This window comes from Tardiphaga sp. vice154, from assembly GCF_007018645.1.
Classification (GTDB): domain Bacteria; phylum Pseudomonadota; class Alphaproteobacteria; order Rhizobiales; family Xanthobacteraceae; genus Tardiphaga.
The window spans coordinates 2,833,191-2,848,602 of the sequence record NZ_CP041399.1; the positions used below are offsets into that span (position 1 = coordinate 2,833,191).

14 protein-coding genes are annotated in these 15,412 nt (G+C 64.9%); 7 read left to right on the forward strand and 7 right to left on the reverse strand.

Annotation, left to right across the window (positions count from 1 at the left end; translation table 11 throughout):
• Nucleotides 1-165 precede the first annotated feature (165 nt).
• Nucleotides 166-624 carry a hypothetical protein gene (locus tag FIU28_RS13250; protein ID WP_246660999.1) on the forward strand — a complete coding sequence of 153 codons (459 nt, stop codon included), beginning with the start codon at nucleotides 166-168 and terminating at the stop codon, nucleotides 622-624.
• 168 nt (nucleotides 625-792) lie between these two features.
• On the opposite strand, the gene FIU28_RS13255 is transcribed toward FIU28_RS13250, so the two are convergent.
• Entirely contained in the window at nucleotides 793-2,667 is a 1,875-nt protein-coding gene (locus FIU28_RS13255; RefSeq protein WP_143573595.1) for an ABC-F family ATP-binding cassette domain-containing protein, read from the reverse strand.
• 76 nt (nucleotides 2,668-2,743) lie between these two features.
• Complete coding sequence (locus tag FIU28_RS13260; RefSeq protein WP_143573597.1) at nucleotides 2,744-2,932, reverse strand: hypothetical protein; 189 nt, start codon at nucleotides 2,930-2,932, stop codon at nucleotides 2,744-2,746.
• A gap of 232 nt (nucleotides 2,933-3,164) precedes the next feature.
• Here FIU28_RS13260 and ndk point away from each other — a divergent pair, with 232 nt between their 5' ends.
• The gene (gene ndk / locus FIU28_RS13265) at nucleotides 3,165-3,587 is read left to right on the forward strand and encodes a nucleoside-diphosphate kinase (protein ID WP_143573599.1); all 423 of its coding nucleotides are present in this window, start codon (nucleotides 3,165-3,167) and stop codon (nucleotides 3,585-3,587) included.
• Between the two features lie 93 nt (nucleotides 3,588-3,680).
• Nucleotides 3,681-4,514: a TerC family protein gene (locus FIU28_RS13270; RefSeq protein WP_143573601.1), complete on the forward strand. Its 834-nt coding sequence runs from the start codon at nucleotides 3,681-3,683 to the stop codon at nucleotides 4,512-4,514.
• Nucleotides 4,515-4,630: 116 nt separating this feature from the next.
• Here FIU28_RS13270 and FIU28_RS13275 read toward each other — a convergent pair whose 3' ends face one another.
• From FIU28_RS13275 to purM, 3 genes are read right to left on the reverse strand one after another with little or no spacing between them, the layout of a single operon-like run.
• The gene (locus FIU28_RS13275) at nucleotides 4,631-5,002 is read right to left on the reverse strand and encodes a hypothetical protein (protein ID WP_143573603.1); all 372 of its coding nucleotides are present in this window, start codon (nucleotides 5,000-5,002) and stop codon (nucleotides 4,631-4,633) included.
• Nucleotides 5,003-5,016: 14 nt separating this feature from the next.
• The gene (gene purN, locus FIU28_RS13280; protein WP_143573604.1) at nucleotides 5,017-5,667 is read right to left on the reverse strand and encodes a phosphoribosylglycinamide formyltransferase; all 651 of its coding nucleotides are present in this window, start codon (nucleotides 5,665-5,667) and stop codon (nucleotides 5,017-5,019) included.
• 6 nt (nucleotides 5,668-5,673) lie between these two features.
• Entirely contained in the window at nucleotides 5,674-6,747 is a 1,074-nt protein-coding gene (gene purM, locus FIU28_RS13285; protein ID WP_143573606.1) for a phosphoribosylformylglycinamidine cyclo-ligase, read from the reverse strand.
• A gap of 165 nt (nucleotides 6,748-6,912) precedes the next feature.
• Here purM and FIU28_RS13290 point away from each other — a divergent pair, with 165 nt between their 5' ends.
• From FIU28_RS13290 to ppx, 4 genes are all read left to right on the forward strand, one after another.
• Entirely contained in the window at nucleotides 6,913-7,470 is a 558-nt protein-coding gene (locus FIU28_RS13290) for a CDP-alcohol phosphatidyltransferase family protein (protein ID WP_143573608.1), read from the forward strand.
• A 4-nt stretch (nucleotides 7,471-7,474) separates the two neighbouring features.
• Nucleotides 7,475-8,152: a DnaA ATPase domain-containing protein gene (locus tag FIU28_RS13295; RefSeq protein WP_143573610.1), complete on the forward strand. Its 678-nt coding sequence runs from the start codon at nucleotides 7,475-7,477 to the stop codon at nucleotides 8,150-8,152.
• Between the two features lie 158 nt (nucleotides 8,153-8,310).
• Nucleotides 8,311-10,512: an RNA degradosome polyphosphate kinase gene (locus FIU28_RS13300; protein WP_143573612.1), complete on the forward strand. Its 2,202-nt coding sequence runs from the start codon at nucleotides 8,311-8,313 to the stop codon at nucleotides 10,510-10,512.
• A gap of 12 nt (nucleotides 10,513-10,524) precedes the next feature.
• The gene (gene ppx / locus FIU28_RS13305; RefSeq protein WP_143573614.1) at nucleotides 10,525-12,030 is read left to right on the forward strand and encodes an exopolyphosphatase; all 1,506 of its coding nucleotides are present in this window, start codon (nucleotides 10,525-10,527) and stop codon (nucleotides 12,028-12,030) included.
• Nucleotides 12,031-12,038: 8 nt separating this feature from the next.
• On the opposite strand, the gene FIU28_RS13310 is transcribed toward ppx, so the two are convergent.
• Together FIU28_RS13310 and rnd are read right to left on the reverse strand one after the other, a co-directional pair.
• Nucleotides 12,039-14,006: a methyl-accepting chemotaxis protein gene (locus FIU28_RS13310; protein ID WP_143573616.1), complete on the reverse strand. Its 1,968-nt coding sequence runs from the start codon at nucleotides 14,004-14,006 to the stop codon at nucleotides 12,039-12,041.
• A gap of 236 nt (nucleotides 14,007-14,242) precedes the next feature.
• Nucleotides 14,243-15,397, reverse strand: coding sequence for a ribonuclease D (gene rnd / locus FIU28_RS13315; RefSeq protein ID WP_143573618.1), 1,155 nt, complete (start codon nucleotides 15,395-15,397; stop codon nucleotides 14,243-14,245).
• Between the last annotated feature and the right edge of the window lie 15 nt (nucleotides 15,398-15,412).

Sequence of the window (15,412 nt, forward strand, 5' to 3'; positions counted from 1 at the left end):
CGATGTCATGGTGGCGCCGCAAAGCAGTGGTGCTACAGGAGCTTACGTGGCGTGCCGGGTAGGGATGAGCTGATCGTGCGACAGGACAGGCGTTATCGGATTTCGTTGCTGGCCCTCGTGTGCGCCGGACCCCTGCTGGCCGGTTGTGCCGGCGTCGGCGGTGAGATGTTCCAGACCGATCTGCTGTCGAAGGACGCCAATTGGTTCTCCAAGCCGGGCCGCGTCTTCATCAAGAACGTCTCGATCGAAACCCCGCCGCTGACCCCTGACAAGCCCGTCACCCAGGCCGACCTCGTCGGCGCCGACGGTTCGTGCCCCGGCATGGCGCCGGGACCCGATGCCATGGCCGACGGCACGGCGGCTGCGCCTTCCTATAGTGGTGTGGTCGCGCTCGGGCATAATGAATGCGATGTGGTTCGCGGCGCCGGCGCGCCCGACAGCGTCGCGCTGTCCAACAACGGACGCGGCGACCGCGTCGCGATCCTGACCTATTCCCGCGGCGACCGTGCCGGCATCTACACCTTTACGGCCGGCCGCCTGACGATGGTCGAGCGCGGGCCGGAAGCCGCCCCGCAGCCGCGGACCGCACGGCCGAAGGCCGCGAAGAAGCGCGCGGCGACCTAAGTAACACTCACAAGAGCCGAAGTTTCTCGTTCCCCGGATGCTGCGCACTGCGCCGCATCTTGCGGCGGGGTGCGCTGCTGATCCGGGGCCTTCGCAAGCGCCGGCGTTTGGGATGATCCCGGATCTGCGGAGCAGCGTTGCACGCTGCACCGCGTCCGGGACACGGGATCAGCTGTTCTCGTACTGCGTGCTGAGCGCGAGCCAGGCTTCTTCGGCGCGGGCGAGGGCAGCTTCCGCGCCGGAGCGGGCCTTGCCAAGCTGCGCGGCCTGCTTGGGATCCTTCTTGAACAGACCGGGCGTTGCCAGCGCCAGGTCGATCTTGGCGAGGATGCCGGTGATGCGGGCCATCTCGGTCTCGGCTTCGGCGACGCGCTGCTTCAGCGGCAGCTTCTTTTCCTTGACCTTCGGCGCGCCCTTATCCTTGGCGACGCCCTTTTCGGCCGTGGCGGCGCGGTCGCGCGGGCTGGCGCGCATGCCCCGTTGCTGCATCACGATGCGGCGGTAGTCGTTGAGGTCGCCGTCGAAATTGGTGACGGTCTTGTCGGCGACGATCCACAACTGGTCGGCGCATGCCTCGATCAGATAGCGATCATGCGAGACCATGATGACGGCGCCGGGATATTCGTTGATCGCTTCGGCGAGTGCCGCGCGGCTGTCGATATCGAGATGGTTGGTCGGCTCGTCCAGAATGATCATGTTGGGGCCGAAGAAGGTCGCGAGCCCGAGCAGCAGGCGCGCCTTCTCGCCGCCGGACAGGCTGCTGACTTTCGTGTCGCCCGCCTTGCCGGAGAATCCGATCGTGCCGACCCGCGCGCGCACCTTGCTCTCATGCGCCTCCGGCATCAGCTTGCGGACGTGGTCGTAGGGCGAGGCGTCCATCACCAGCTCGTCGAGCTGATGCTGCGCAAAGTAGGCGATCGAGAGCTTCTCGGCGCGCGTGATCTCGCCGGAGAACGGCTTGAGCTTGTTGGCGAGCAGCTTCACCAGCGTGGATTTACCGTTGCCGTTGGAGCCGAGCAAAGCGATGCGATCCGTCGTGTCGATGCGCAGCGTGACGCGGTTGAGCACGGGATGCGCGGGGTCGTAGCCGACCGAGACGTTGTCGACCGCGAGGATCGGCGGCGACAGGATCTTTTCCGGCGCCGGAAACACGATCTCGCGGACGTCCTGGTTGACCAGCGCCGAGATCGGCTTCATCCGCTCCAGCATTTTCACGCGGCTCTGTGCCTGACGGGCCTTGGAGGCGGTCGCCTTGAAGCGGTCGACGAACGACTGCAGCCGGGCGCGCTCGGCCTCCTGGCGCTTGACGTTCTTGGCGTCGAGCATTTCCTTGTTGGCGCGGAATTCCTCGTAGGCCGAGTAGGTGCCGCGATAATGCACCAGCTTGCCGCGGTCGAGATGCAGGATCTGGTCGACCGAGGTGTCGAGCAGGTCGCGGTCATGCGAGATGACGATGACGGTACGCGGGTAGTTGGCGAGATGGTCCTCAAGCCACAGCGTGCCTTCGAGATCGAGATAGTTGGTTGGCTCGTCGAGCAGCAACAGGTCCGGTGCCGAGAACAGCGTTGCCGCCAGCGCCACGCGCATCCGCCAGCCGCCGGAGAATTCCGAGCAGGAGCGCTCCTGATCCGCAGTGGAGAAGCCGAGGCCGCTGAGGATGGCCGCGGCGCGCGATGGCGCGGAATGGGCGTCGATGTCGACGAGGCGGGTCTGGATTTCGGCGATCCGGTGCGGATCGGTGGCGGTATCGGCTTCCTTGAGCAGCGCGGCGCGCTCCAGATCGGCCTTCAGCACCACCGAGATCAGGCTCGGCGGGCCGTCCGGGGCTTCCTGGGCAAGGCTGCCGATGGTCCAGCGTGGCGGAATCGAAATGCTGCCGGTTTCCAGCGGCAGGTCGCCGCGAATGGCATGGAACAGGGTCGACTTGCCGACGCCGTTGCGGCCCACGAAACCGACCCGGGATCCGGGCGTAATCTGCGCCGACCCCTCGTCAATGAGCAGGCGGCCGGCGATCCGGATCGAAATGTCTGTGATTGAAAGCATGCGGGGTTGTCACCGCTGCAGCGCACAAAGGCAAGATGATTGTGCCCGAGAGGCCTCGGATCGCAACAAAACGGCATCAACGCGCCGGTGGGGCATTCTCGTCGTCCTGACGCTGCATTTGGTCAATCAGGTCCTGCAGGTGCAAGGGTAATTGGCTGTTCTCGGTGCTCAGGTTGCGACGCAGCCGCTCGCCAATCGCCGTACAGATCGAGGCGCTGGTCAGGCGGTCGATCGACTCCTCTGCGGTATTGATTCGCTTTTGCATCAGTCGTCCACTTCATGCTCGTGGCAGTTGAATTACCAAGTTAAGTCCGGTATCCGACAATTGTTTCCTGTTTTCTCGATTGCAGCGCATTTGAGTCAAAAAACCATGAAGGCCTTCTGCCTTTCATAGCCGGGATGGTATCGCTCGGCCTCCGGTCGGATCGCTTGCCGTATCGACGGCGCGTCGATATAAGCCCGGCCATCATCCCACGGCAGTTTTCAAGGATAAAATCATGGCGATCGAGCGTACCTTTTCGATTCTGAAGCCCGACGCGACCGAGCGTAACCTGACCGGGGCGATCAACGCCATCATCGAAAAGGCCGGTCTGCGCATCGTCGCCCAGAAGCGCATCCTGATGACCCGCAAGCAGGCCGAGACCTTCTACGCCGTGCACAGCGCGCGTCCGTTCTTCGGCGAGCTGGTCGATTTCATGATCTCCGGCCCGGTGGTCGTGCAGGTCCTGGAAGGCGAGAACGCCGTGCTCAAGCACCGCGACGTGATGGGCGCCACCGACCCGTCGAAGGCCGCCGAAGGCACCATCCGCAAGGCGCACGCCAAGTCGATCGGCGAGAACTCGGTGCACGGGTCGGACGCTGTGGAAACCGCGGCGATCGAGATCGCCCAGTTTTTCTCCGGCAACGAGATCGTCGGCTAACGCCGATTCCGGCTGCGGCGCGAAATCGCGCCGCAGCCGACACTATCCGATGGCCGGTACAGGCCGGAAAATAATCATAAAGGGGGGCGTGCTGTGGACTGGTTGCTGAATATTTTTGATCCAGAGACGATCAAATCGGTTTTTGTTCAGTTCCAGGTCGAAATGCAGCAGCCCGCGTTCTGGCTCGCCGTCAGCAAGATCATCTGGATCAACGTTCTGTTGTCCGGCGACAATGCGCTGGTGATCGCGCTGGCCTGCCGCGGGCTGGCCCCGAAGCAGCGGATGTGGGGCATGATCCTCGGCGCCGCTGCGGCTGTCATCCTGCGCATCATCTTCACCGGCATCGTCGCCACCTTGATGGAACTGCCGTATCTGAAGCTGATCGGCGGCCTCGCGCTGATCGTCATCGCGGCCAAGCTGCTGGTGCCGGAGAAGCAGGAGGACGACGGCGTTCACGCCGCTTCGAATCTGTGGGCGGCCGTGCAGATCGTGGTCGTGGCCGACATCGTCATGAGCCTCGACAACGTCATCGCGGTGGCTGCCGCCGCCAATGGCAGCGTGCCGCTCCTGATCCTCGGCCTCGCCATCAGCGTGCCGCTGATCGTCGCCGGTGCGGCGCTGATCATGGCGTTGCTGACCCGGCTGCCGGTGCTGGTCTGGCTCGGCGCGGCCTTGCTCGGTTGGGTCGCAGGCGAAGTGATCGCCTCCGATCCCGCGGTGATGCCGTGGGTGCATCATATCTTCAACGGTTCGGTCGGGGCGGGGCTCGACAGCGTAATGACCGCGATCGGCCTGACGACCCGCTTCACGTCGGGCGGCCATGGCGGCGAGATCGCCTGCGGCCTGCTCGGCGTGCTCATCGTGCTGGGCGTCGGCACGCTGTGGCGCCGCCGCCGGATCAACGAAGTGGTCAGCCACGCGGCGTAAGCGCTTAAGGCACTCGTGTAGGGTGGGCAAAGGCGCACATGCGCCGTGCCCACCCTCGCGGGCGGTGGGCACGCCGCGCCGCGCGTTGCGCGCCGCGGCTTTGCCTACCCTACTGATCAGGCTTTCTTCTTAGCGCTCTTCTTTGCCGGCTTTTTGGCGGGCGCGGCCGTCTTGGCCGGGGCCTTGGCGACCGGCGCCTTCTTTGCCGCCACCGCCTTGGCGATCGGCGCGTCCATCGCCAGGCGCATCGCGCGCGCGTAGCTGTCGGCGGCATTGTCGGCAGACGTCATCAGGCGCTTCGCAGCGAACATGCCGTGCTCCAGCGCGTCCTTGGCCAGTTGCTTGAAGCGTTCTTTCTTCCCGGGATCGGTGGCCTTCGCGGCCAGCGCTGCGAAATGGTCGCGGCGCTTCTTGGCGGCAGCGAGCACCGTCTTGTTCTGCTGTTTGGCAATCTGCCGGATGACGACATCCAGATCGGCGTCCGCCATGGTTTGGTTCCTTGCTAGGTGAGAGTCGGTGAAATCAGGTCGTCGCCGGTAGAGGCTCCGGCCCGCACGCGGCAGATATCGCCGTCGATGCGGATGGCGTCGGTCGCCAGCAGCCGCAGCGCCTGCGGGTAGATCTTGTGCTCGATGCCGAGTACGCGCGCGGCCAGCGTGTCGGCCGTGTCGTCATCGGCGACGCTGACGGCGCCCTGCATCACGATCGGGCCGGCATCGGTTTCCGGTATCACGAAATGCACGGTGGCGCCGGAGATCCTGACGCCGGCGCGCAGCGCCTGGCCATGCGGGTCGAGGCCGGGGAAGGAGGGCAGCAGCGACGGGTGGATGTTGAGCATCCGGCCGTACCAGCGTTGCACGAAATCCGCGGTGAACAGCCGCATGAAGCCGCCGAGGCAGATCAACTCGATCCGGTGGTCGTCGAGCGCTTTCTGCAGAACGGTCTCGAAGCCGGCGCGATCGCGGCCAAACGGCTTGCTCTCGATCACCAGCGTTTCGACGCCGGCTTGCGCGGCCGCAGCCAGGCCGGGGGCGTCGACCCTGTTGGAGATTACCAGCGCAATTTCGGCGGGGAAGCCGTTGGCCCGGGCAGCCTCGATCAGCGCGGTCATGTTGGAGCCGCGGCCGGAAATCAGAATGGCGACGCGGCGCATGTCAGCTCACTGCGTCAGTTCGAGATGGCCGTCATAGACCACGCGCTCGTCGCCATCAGCGGCGATCACCTCGCCAAGCACGCTGACCGTCTCGCCGCCCTCGCGGAGAGTTTCCAGCACCTGCGGGACGGCGTCGGGTTTGACGATGGCAATCATGCCGACGCCGCAGTTGAAGGTGCGCAGCAGTTCGAGTTCGGCAATGTTGCCCTCGGCCGCCAGCCATTTGAACACCGGCAGCACCGTCAGAGCGGTGAGGTCGATGCGGACGCCGAGGTCCTTCGGCAGCACGCGTGGGATGTTGTCGGTAAAGCCGCCGCCGGTGATGTGCGCGAAGCCCTTGACGCCGCCGGTCTCGCGCACCGCGCGCAGGCAGGATTTGACGTATAGCCGGGTCGGGGTCAGCAAGGCTGCGCCGAGCGTCATGAAGGGCAGGAACGGCGCCTGATCCGTCCAGGCCAGCCCGGTCTTCTCGACGATCTTGCGCACCAGCGAAAAGCCGTTGGAGTGCACGCCGGAGGAGGCCATGCCGATCACGACGTCGCCGGCCTCGATATCCCGGGTCGGGAGCAGGGTGCCGCGCTCGGCGGCGCCGACGGCAAAGCCGGCGAGGTCGTAGTCGCCATCCTTGTAGAGGCCGGGCATCTCGGCGGTCTCGCCGCCGATCAGCGCACAGCCGGATTCGCGGCAACCCTCGGCGACCCCGGCGACGATCATGGCCGCGGCTTCCGGGTCGAGCTTGCCGCAGGCGAAGTAGTCGAGGAAGAACAGCGGCTCGGCGCCCTGCACGACGAGGTCGTTGACCGACATCGCGACGAGGTCGACGCCGATGCCCTGGTGGTAGCCGGACTCGATGGCGATCTTGACCTTGGTACCAACGCCGTCGGTCGCCGCCACCAGCACCGGATCCGTGAATCCGGCGGCCTTGAGGTCGAACAATCCGCCGAAACCGCCGATCTCGGCATCCGCGCCGGCGCGCGCCGTGGCGCGCACCATCGGCTTGATCAGATCGACCAGCCGGTTGCCGGCATCGATGTCGACGCCCGCATCCGCATAGGTGAGGCCTTTTTTCGGGTCGGTCATGGCCGGTTTCCTGGCGTTAAGCAAAGCGACGTATTTTCGGCTGGTTACGTCGGATTCCAGTCGCGCGCAATGCTCGCAAGCCACAGCGGTATGGACTATGTACACATTCAGCCGGCCAGGGCATCGATCGCCCGGATTGCAGCCCGACCGACCAGGAAGCAACTGTTGAGTATCCCCAACATCATCACCCTCGGACGCATCCTGCTGGTGCCGGTCATCGTATGGGCGATCGCCTCCGGCCAGATGGAGATCGCCTTCGCGCTGTTCGTGGTGGCGGGGATTTCGGACGCCGTCGATGGCTTTCTTGCCAAGCGGTTCAACATGGCCAGCGAACTGGGAGCGCTGCTCGACCCCCTGGCCGACAAGGCGCTGCTGGTGTCGATCTACGTCGCGCTCGGCATCTGGGGGGCGGTGCCACGCTGGATCGTGATTCTGGTGGTGTCGCGCGACATCATGATCGTCAGTGCGGTGCTGGTATCCTGGCTGTTCGGCAAGCCGATGCCGATGCGGCCGCTGATGGTCTCCAAACTCAACACGGTCGCCCAGGTGGCGTTCGCTGCATTGATTCTGGCGTCCCTCGGATTTAGGTTCGAATCGTCACCTTACGATTTGATTTTAATGGGTTTTGTGACATTTTTGACGCTCTTGTCTGTGTCGTTTTATCTCGTTGAGTGGATGCGTCACATGAGCTCGATCGAGCCTGCTCGTCCCGGTACGGAGTGACGGCGTGGCCTCCCGAATCCCCCCTCGTCAGCTGGCTTTCGCGTTGCCCCATGCCGAAAGCCTGTCGCGCGACAACTTCCTCGAAGGCCCGGCCAATGCCGAGGCGCTGGGTCTGGTCGAGCGCTGGCCGGACTGGCCGAACCGCGTGATGCTGCTGGTCGGGCCGGAGGGCTCTGGCAAGAGCCATCTGGCGGCGATTTGGGCGGAGACATCCGGCGCTCGCTCGACCACGGCGCATGCGCTCACCGCCGCCAATGTGCCCGCCGCGCTGGCGACCGGCGCGCTGGTGGTCGAGGACCTCAACGCCGGATCGTTCGACGAACGCGCGCTGTTTCATCTGCTGAACCTGGCGCGCGAGGACGAGGCCTACGTGCTGATTACCGCGCGGATCGCGCCGGCCGCGCTGCCGATCGAATTGCGCGACCTGCGCTCGCGGTTGCGGGCCGTGCCGGTCGTGCAGCTCACGGCGCCGGACGACCAGCTGTTTCGCGCGCTGATCGTCAAATTCTGTGCCGACCGCCAGATGAGCATCGATGAAACCGTGGTCAGCTTCCTCGCCAGCCGGATCGAACGCTCTTTTGCCGCGGCGCGGCAGGCCGTGGAAATGCTCGATACCGAGGCGTTGCGCTTGGGGCGTCCGGTGACGCGCGCTCTGGCCGCGGAATTGCTGCGCGGCGCGTGACGGTGGGCCGACAAGCGCGGGTCGGTGCGACCAATGGCGCAGCTTGACGGGGCGCCTGACAGGGTCATCCTGTCATCCCGCTGTCACACGGCTCACAGATGGTTTGCAGCAGATCGCCCGCCCTGCGTCATTGTCTGAACTAGATGGATCGTTACCTTATGGAATCCGAACAAGACATTGTTATTGAAGAAAGAAATGGCGTTGTCGAACCGGCCTCCATGGTCGCCTCCGGGCCCGAGCGTTTCATCAATCGCGAACTGTCCTGGCTGCATTTCAACCGCCGCGTCCTCGAAGAATCGGTCAATCCCGGACACCCGGCACTCGAGCGGGTGCGCTTTCTCTCGATCTCGGCCAATAATCTCGACGAGTTCTTCATGGTCCGCGTCGCCGGCCTGAAGGCGCAGGTTCGTGAGGGCATCACCGAACGCAGCCCGGACGGGCTGACGCCGTCGGAACAATTGGTGCTGATCAACGACGCGGTGTCCAAGCTCGGGCAGGACCAGCAGGCGATCTGGCGCGATCAGCGCAGCATGCTGGCCGATGTCGGCATCGTGCTGCTCGACGGCAAGGATGCCTCCAAATCGGAGCGCGCCTGGATCGAGGACCACTTCCTCCACAATATCTTTCCGCTGCTAACGCCGCTGGCGATCGACCCCGCGCATCCGTTCCCGTTCATCCCCAGCCTCGGCTTCACCATCGCGCTGCAATTGGCGCGGGTGTCCGATGGGCGGCCGATGAACGCGCTGATCCGCATGCCCGGCAAGATCGACCGCTTTATCCGTCTGCCGAATACCGGCAAGGACGGCGCGGTCCGGCTGATGGCGCTGGAGCAGGCGACCGGCCTGTTCATCGGGCGGCTATTCCCGGGCTACGTGGTCAAGGGCATGGGCGCGTTCCGCATCATTCGCGACAGCGAACTGGAAGTGGAAGAAGAGGCCGAGGATCTGGTGCGACTGTTCGAGTCGGCGCTGAAGCGGCGCCGGCGAGGGTCGGTGATCCGGCTCGAGATCGAGGCGACCATGCCGGCCGAATTGCGCGGATTCGTGCAGCGCGCACTGGCCACGTCCGACGACGAGATCATTCTGGTCGACGGCGTGCTGGCCATGAACGAGCTGTCGCAATTGACCCGGCTCGACCGGCCCGACCTCGAATTCGTGCCCTATGTGCCGCGCCATCCGGAGCGGGTGCGCGACCATGGCGGCGACATTTTCGCCGCGATCCGGAAAAAGGACCTCGTTGTCCACCATCCCTATGAATCATTCGACGTTGTCGTCCAGTTTCTGCAGCAGGCGGCGCGCGATCCCGACGTGGTGGCGATCAAGCAGACGCTCTACCGCACCTCGAACAACTCGCCGATCGTGCGAACCCTGGTTGAGGCCGCCGAGGCCGGCAAGTCGGTCACCGCCCTGGTCGAACTGCGGGCGCGGTTCGACGAGGAGGCCAATATCCGCTGGGCGCGCGACCTCGAACGCGCCGGCGTCCAGGTGGTCTATGGGTTCCTCGAACTGAAGACTCATGCCAAATTGTCGATGGTGGTGCGCCGCGAGGGCGGCACGCTCGCAACTTACGTGCATACCGGCACCGGCAACTACCATCCGGTGACGGCGCGGATCTATACCGATCTGTCGTATTTCACCTCCGACCCCGTGATCGGCCGCGATGCCGCCCGCGTCTTCAATTACATCACCGGTTACGCCGAACCTTCCGACATCGAGAAGATGGCGGTGTCGCCGCTGACGCTGCGCAAGCGGATGATCGAGCACATCCGCGGCGAGGCGGCGTTTTCGCGCGCCGGCAAGCCCGGCATGATCTGGCTGAAAATGAACTCGCTGGTCGATCCCGACATCATCGACGCATTGTATGAGGCCTCGAATGCCGGCGTGCAGATCGAATTAATCGTGCGCGGTATCTGCTGCCTGCGGCCCGGCGTGCCCGGCCTGTCGGAGAACATCCGCGTCAAGTCGATCATCGGCCGCTTCCTCGAACACGGCCGCGTCTACTGCTTCGGCATGGGCTTCGGCCTGCCGAGCCCGAAGGCCGCGCTTTACATCTCGTCGGCCGACATGATGCCGCGCAATCTCGACCGTCGTGTCGAGGTGTTGTGCCCGCTGCAGAACCCGACGGTGCATCAGCAGGTGCTCGAACAGATCATGGTGGCGAACCTCAAGGACACCGAACAGAGCTGGCAATTGTTGCCCGACGGGTCGTCAACGCGTATGAAGGCGGCGAAGGGCGAGGAGCCATTCAACCTGCATAATTACTTCATGACGAATCCGAGTCTGTCCGGCCGTGGTAAATCTCTCAAGGAATCGTCACCGAAGCGGCTTACACGGCGGTCGGAGAAGCAGGCCTCGTCATAAGGATTGCACCACGTGGTAGCGCGTCCCAAACAACGCGCTGCCAGCGTCGCAGTGATCGACATCGGCTCCAATTCCGTGCGTCTCGTCGTCTACGAGACGCTGACCCGCAGCCTTGTCACGATCTTCAACGAAAAGGCGCTGTGCGGCCTCGGCAGCGAGGTGCAATCCACCGGCCTTTTGGCGCCTGGCGCGGTGACCAAGGCTCTGGCGGCGCTGAAGCGCTTTCGGGCGCTGTGCCGGATCATGAGGGTCGGCCGCGTTCATGCGATCGCCACCGCGGCGGCGCGTGACGCCAGGAACGGCGCGGATTTCATTGCCGCAGCGGAGAAGATCTGCGGCTGCAGCATCGAGATCCTGTCAGGTCCGCGGGAAGCCAAGCTCTCCGCGCTTGGCGTGATTTCCGGCGTACACAGGCCGGATGGGCTGGTCGGCGATCTCGGCGGCGGCTCGCTCGAACTGATTGACGTCAAGGGCAGCCGCGTCCGCCAGGGCGTGACGCTGCCGCTCGGCAGTCTGGCGCTGCAGGATGCCTCGCAGAAATCGCCGAAGAAGGCCGAGAGGATCGTCAAGACCGCTCTGGTCGGCGTGCCGCAGCTCGGTGCTGCGACCGGGCGCACCTTCTACGCGGTCGGCGGCACCTGGCGCGCGCTTGCGCGGCTGCACATCATCCAGAGCGGTTATCCGCTGCGGGTGATGCACGGCTATTCACTACCCGCGGCCGAAGCGCTGGATTTCGTCCGCCGGCTGCGCCGGCTGGCCACCGCCAACATCCTCGCCAATATCGAATCGATCGCCGAAGCGCGCCAGCCGCTGCTGGTCTATGCCGCCCTGGTGCTGGAAAACATCATCCTGACCGGCAAGCCGACGACGATCGTGTTTTCAACCTATGGCGTGCGCGAAGGGCTGATGTACGAGATGCTGCCCCTCGCCAGGCGCGCCGAAGATGGCCTGGTGGCGGCAGCGCAGACGCTGAATCATCTGTTGTCGCGCTCGGCGAAGCACGGCGAAGAGTTGATCGGCTGGAGCGACCGCTTCGTTCGCGTCGCCAAGCTGCCGGAGACGCCGGAAGACAAGCGGCTGCGCCATGTCGCCTGCCTGCTGTCGGACATCGGCTGGCGCGTGCATCCCGACTACCGGGGCGAGCAGACGCTACATCTGATCACCAACGGCAATTTCGGCTCCGTCGATCATCACGGTCGCGCCTTCCTCGCCCTGTCCGTTTATTACCGCTACGCCGGCTTCAGCGCCGAGAACGAGCCGCCGGAACTGGTGCGTGCGCTGGTGACGCCGGCGCAGGTCGAGCGCGCGCGCGTGCTCGGCGCGCTGTTCCGGGTGGCGCATCTGATCTCCGCGGCGCGGCCCGGCGTGCTGCCGGCGACGCATTTTTCGGTGCAGGACCGCAAGATGTCGCTGGTGTTCGAGCATCGCCTGGTCGATCTCGTCGCCGACCGGGTCGGCAGCCGCTTCCGGCAACTGGCGAAACTGGTCGGCAAGAGCGGGACCATCGTGCGGCGCTGATTCAGGCGTCAGGCGGCGCGGATGCTCATTAGGAAGCGGTTGACCTCGTCGCGCAGCGTTTCCGAATGCGCGGAGAGAACGGTCGCTGATCCCAGCACGCGGCGCGCCGCATCGCCGGTTTCGGTGGCGCCTGCGGTGACGCCGGAAATGTTGCGCGTCACGTCGCCGGTGCGTTCGGCCGCCTGCTGCACGTTGCGGGCGATTTCCTTCGTCGCAGATCCCTGCTGTTCCATCGCCGAGGCTATCGAGGACGAGATTTCATCGACTTCGCCGATCGTCGCGCAGATCGCCAGGATCGCCTGTACCGCGCCGGCGGTTTCGACCTGAACCGAACTGATCTGGGCGCGGATTTCGTCGGTGGCCTGCGCGGTCTGCGTCGCCAGCATTTTCACTTCGCTGGCAACGACGGCGAAGCCGCGGCCGGCCTCGCCGGCCCGCGCCGCCTCGATGGTGGCATTGAGCGCCAGCAGATTGGTCTGGCTCGCGACCTGGTTGATCAGCGCCACCACGTCGCCAATCTTCTGCGCCGCCGCCGCCAGACTTTCCATCCGCTGGTTGGATTGTTGACCGCCGTCCGCCGCGCGTTTGACCACGGTGGAGGATTGCGCGAGCTGTCGCCCGATCTCGTTGATCGACGCCGACAATTGCTCCGCCGCCGCGGCCACGGTCTGCACATTGTCGGAGGCCTGCGCCGAGGCGGTCGCGACCACCAGCGTCTGCTGCTGCGACTGTTCCGCGATCTGCGACATCGACTGCGCGGTAGAATGCATGTCGGACGCCGCGCTCGCGACGCTATCGACGACGCCGCGGACCCGATCCTCGAAATTGTCGGCGAGGGCGGCGAAAGTGTCCCGGCGGTCCTGTTCGGAGCGCAGCTTGGCTTGCTCCTGCTCGGACTGCAGCAGGCTGACACGGATCGCGTTTTCCTTGAACACCAAGACCGCCTGCGCCATCTGGCCGACCTCGTCGTTGCGCCGGTGCGCCGGCAATTCGACGTCGAGATTGCCGTCGGCAACGTCGCGCATCGCACGCGTCATGGTATGGATCGGCCGCGAGATGCCGCGGGCAATCAGATAGCCGGCGGCGGCGGCGATCAGCAAAGCGATCGCGGCCATGCCGATGGTCAGATTGCGCGCGCGATCCATCGCGGCAACATAGTCGGTATTGTCCATCACAATCTCGGCGGCGCCGATCGAGGCGCCGGAAAAGTCCTGGATCGGGCCGAGCAAAGCGGCGACCGGGCGGTCGTTGAGGCGATCCTGGCGGACGATGAATGCGCCATTGCCGGCGCCGCGATAATCGTCGGCGGTAAAGAAGCTGCGGCCGACAAGCGTGCTGCTGAAGACTTTGAACCCATCCGTGCCGGCGACATGGAACGCCACGTCGACGCCGCGGGTGCGCTTGAACTCGTCGAAGAACGGCTGGGCGAAGGTCAGGCCGAATTCGACCGTGCCGAGATGCTTGCCGGCCTGCGCCACCGGCACGACGCCGCGAATGCCGAGGCCGGCGACGCCGCCCTCAAGTCCGACGATCGGCTTGCGATCGACATTGGCCGCCACCACGGTCTTGCGGAAGCCGGCGAGATCGTCGCCGAATTTGGCGGGCTGATGCACGCGCAGATAGGAGATCGCGGGCGCAACGTGGAACTGGAACTGATCGACGCCGTAGTTCGCCTTCAGCGATGCGAAGCCGGGGCCGAACAGCTTGATCAGCGCGTCGCGATCATTGCGCGCCATCGCGTCCTGCACCGCTGGGATCGAAGCGACAACTGCGCTCATCGCGGCGGCGCGTTGGGATTCCTGGTGCAGCCGAGACTGCAATGCATCGAAATGGCTGCGCAACTCGCGCTGATCGGCGCGATCGACAATGCCGCCGATCACCCACATCGCTCCGAGCAGCATTACCACCGCGGTCATGGTAGAGGCCAGAGCGAGCGCCGCCGTGATCCGCGTGGTAATGCCCAAATTCCGCAGCATGCTATTCCCGCTCACTTTTGTTCGTCAAACGCGGTTCTGCGCTCGCCGGGGTGTAACGGGAATCCTAGCGGTATTGCATTAATGAAACTTTTGATTGCGTCGTCGTGGTTGAAGGGGGTCTTTGATTATTTTCAGGCAACGCGGGCGCGGTGGCTTAAAATGGCCTGACACCCATACCAGGCCACCACATCAAGCGGATGCATCGCGCGAGACGCTGCGCGCGCCCGAGGTGATGCTCAGGTGCCGCTGCGGTCGACCCGGACGACGCGGCCTTTTTCGATTGCCAGGGCAAGCCGACCCTGCTTCAGCGCGAGTGCTGCTTCGCCGAACAATTCGCGGCGCCAGCCGGAGAGGGCGCCGACATCGGCGTGGTCGTCATTGGCGATCTGTTCGAGATCGTCGACGGTGGCGATCACCTTGGAGGCCACGGCATGGCGCTCCGAGGTCATGCGCAGCAGAACTTTCAGCAGTTCGACGATGGCGCCGCCGTTCGACGAGCCGCGCGGCTTTTCGATTTTCGGCAGGCTGGCGGGATCGCGGGCGACGCCGCGCTTCACGGCCTCGACGATGTCCGAGCCCCACTTCGAGCGATCAAAGCCCTTCGGCAGCGAGCGCAACGAAGCGAGCTTCTCCAGCGAGGTCGGGGCATGCGTGGCGATATCGCCGACGGCGTCGTCCTTCAGCACGCGCGAGCGCGGCACGTCGCGGCTCTGCGCTTCCTGCTCGCGCCAGGCGGCGATTTCCATCAGCACGCCCAATTCCTTGGGCTTGCGGACGCGGGTCTTGAGACGTTCCCAGGCGCGCTCGGGGTGGAAGTCGTAGGTCTTCGGCGAAGTCAGCACTTCCATTTCCTCGGAGACCCAGTCGCTGCGGCCGCGCTTCTTCAGGTCGGCGTCGAGGGCAGCGAACACGTCGCGCAGATGGGTGACGTCGGAGACGGCGTAGTGCAACTGCTCCTCGGTGAGCGGACGGTGCGACCAGTCGGTGAAACGGTGGGTCTTGTCGGGGCGGTGGCCGGTGATGCGTTCGACCAATTGGTCATAGGCGATGCTGTCGCCATAGCCGAGCACCATGGCGGCGACCTGGGTGTCGAAGATCGGGTAGGGCACCACGCCGGCGCGGTGCACGATGATCTCGATGTCCTGGCGTGCGGCGTGAAACACCTTGAGCACGGCCGCGTTCGTCATCAGATCGAAGAACGGCTTGAGGTCAATGCCTTCCGCCAGCGTGTCGATCACCAGCGCGTCATCGGCACTGGCCATCTGCACGACACAGAGCAGCGGATAATAGGTCGTCTCGCGCAGGAATTCCGTATCGACCGTGATAACGGGATGCTGGGCGAGCCGCTCGCAGGCGGCAGTCAGCTGGGCTGTGGTGGTGATCAGTTGCATGTCCGGTCCATAACG

Bases quoted from the DNA above. Each gene is read 5' to 3' on its own strand.
- ndk (WP_143573599.1), top strand. From the start codon at position 3,165: ATGGCGATCGAGCGTACCTTTTCGATTCTGAAGCCCGACGCGACCGAG.
- FIU28_RS13260 (WP_143573597.1), bottom strand. From the start codon at position 2,932: ATGCAAAAGCGAATCAATACCGCAGAGGAGTCGATCGACCGCCTGACC.
- rnd (WP_143573618.1), bottom strand. From the start codon at position 15,397: ATGCAACTGATCACCACCACAGCCCAGCTGACTGCCGCCTGCGAGCGG.
- FIU28_RS13250 (WP_246660999.1), top strand. From the start codon at position 166: ATGTTCCAGACCGATCTGCTGTCGAAGGACGCCAATTGGTTCTCCAAG.
- purN (WP_143573604.1), bottom strand. From the start codon at position 5,667: ATGCGCCGCGTCGCCATTCTGATTTCCGGCCGCGGCTCCAACATGACC.
- FIU28_RS13255 (WP_143573595.1), bottom strand. From the start codon at position 2,667: ATGCTTTCAATCACAGACATTTCGATCCGGATCGCCGGCCGCCTGCTC.
- FIU28_RS13275 (WP_143573603.1), bottom strand. From the start codon at position 5,002: ATGGCGGACGCCGATCTGGATGTCGTCATCCGGCAGATTGCCAAACAG.
- FIU28_RS13310 (WP_143573616.1), bottom strand. From the start codon at position 14,006: ATGCTGCGGAATTTGGGCATTACCACGCGGATCACGGCGGCGCTCGCT.
- FIU28_RS13300 (WP_143573612.1), top strand. From the start codon at position 8,311: ATGGAATCCGAACAAGACATTGTTATTGAAGAAAGAAATGGCGTTGTC.
- purM (WP_143573606.1), bottom strand. From the start codon at position 6,747: ATGACCGACCCGAAAAAAGGCCTCACCTATGCGGATGCGGGCGTCGAC.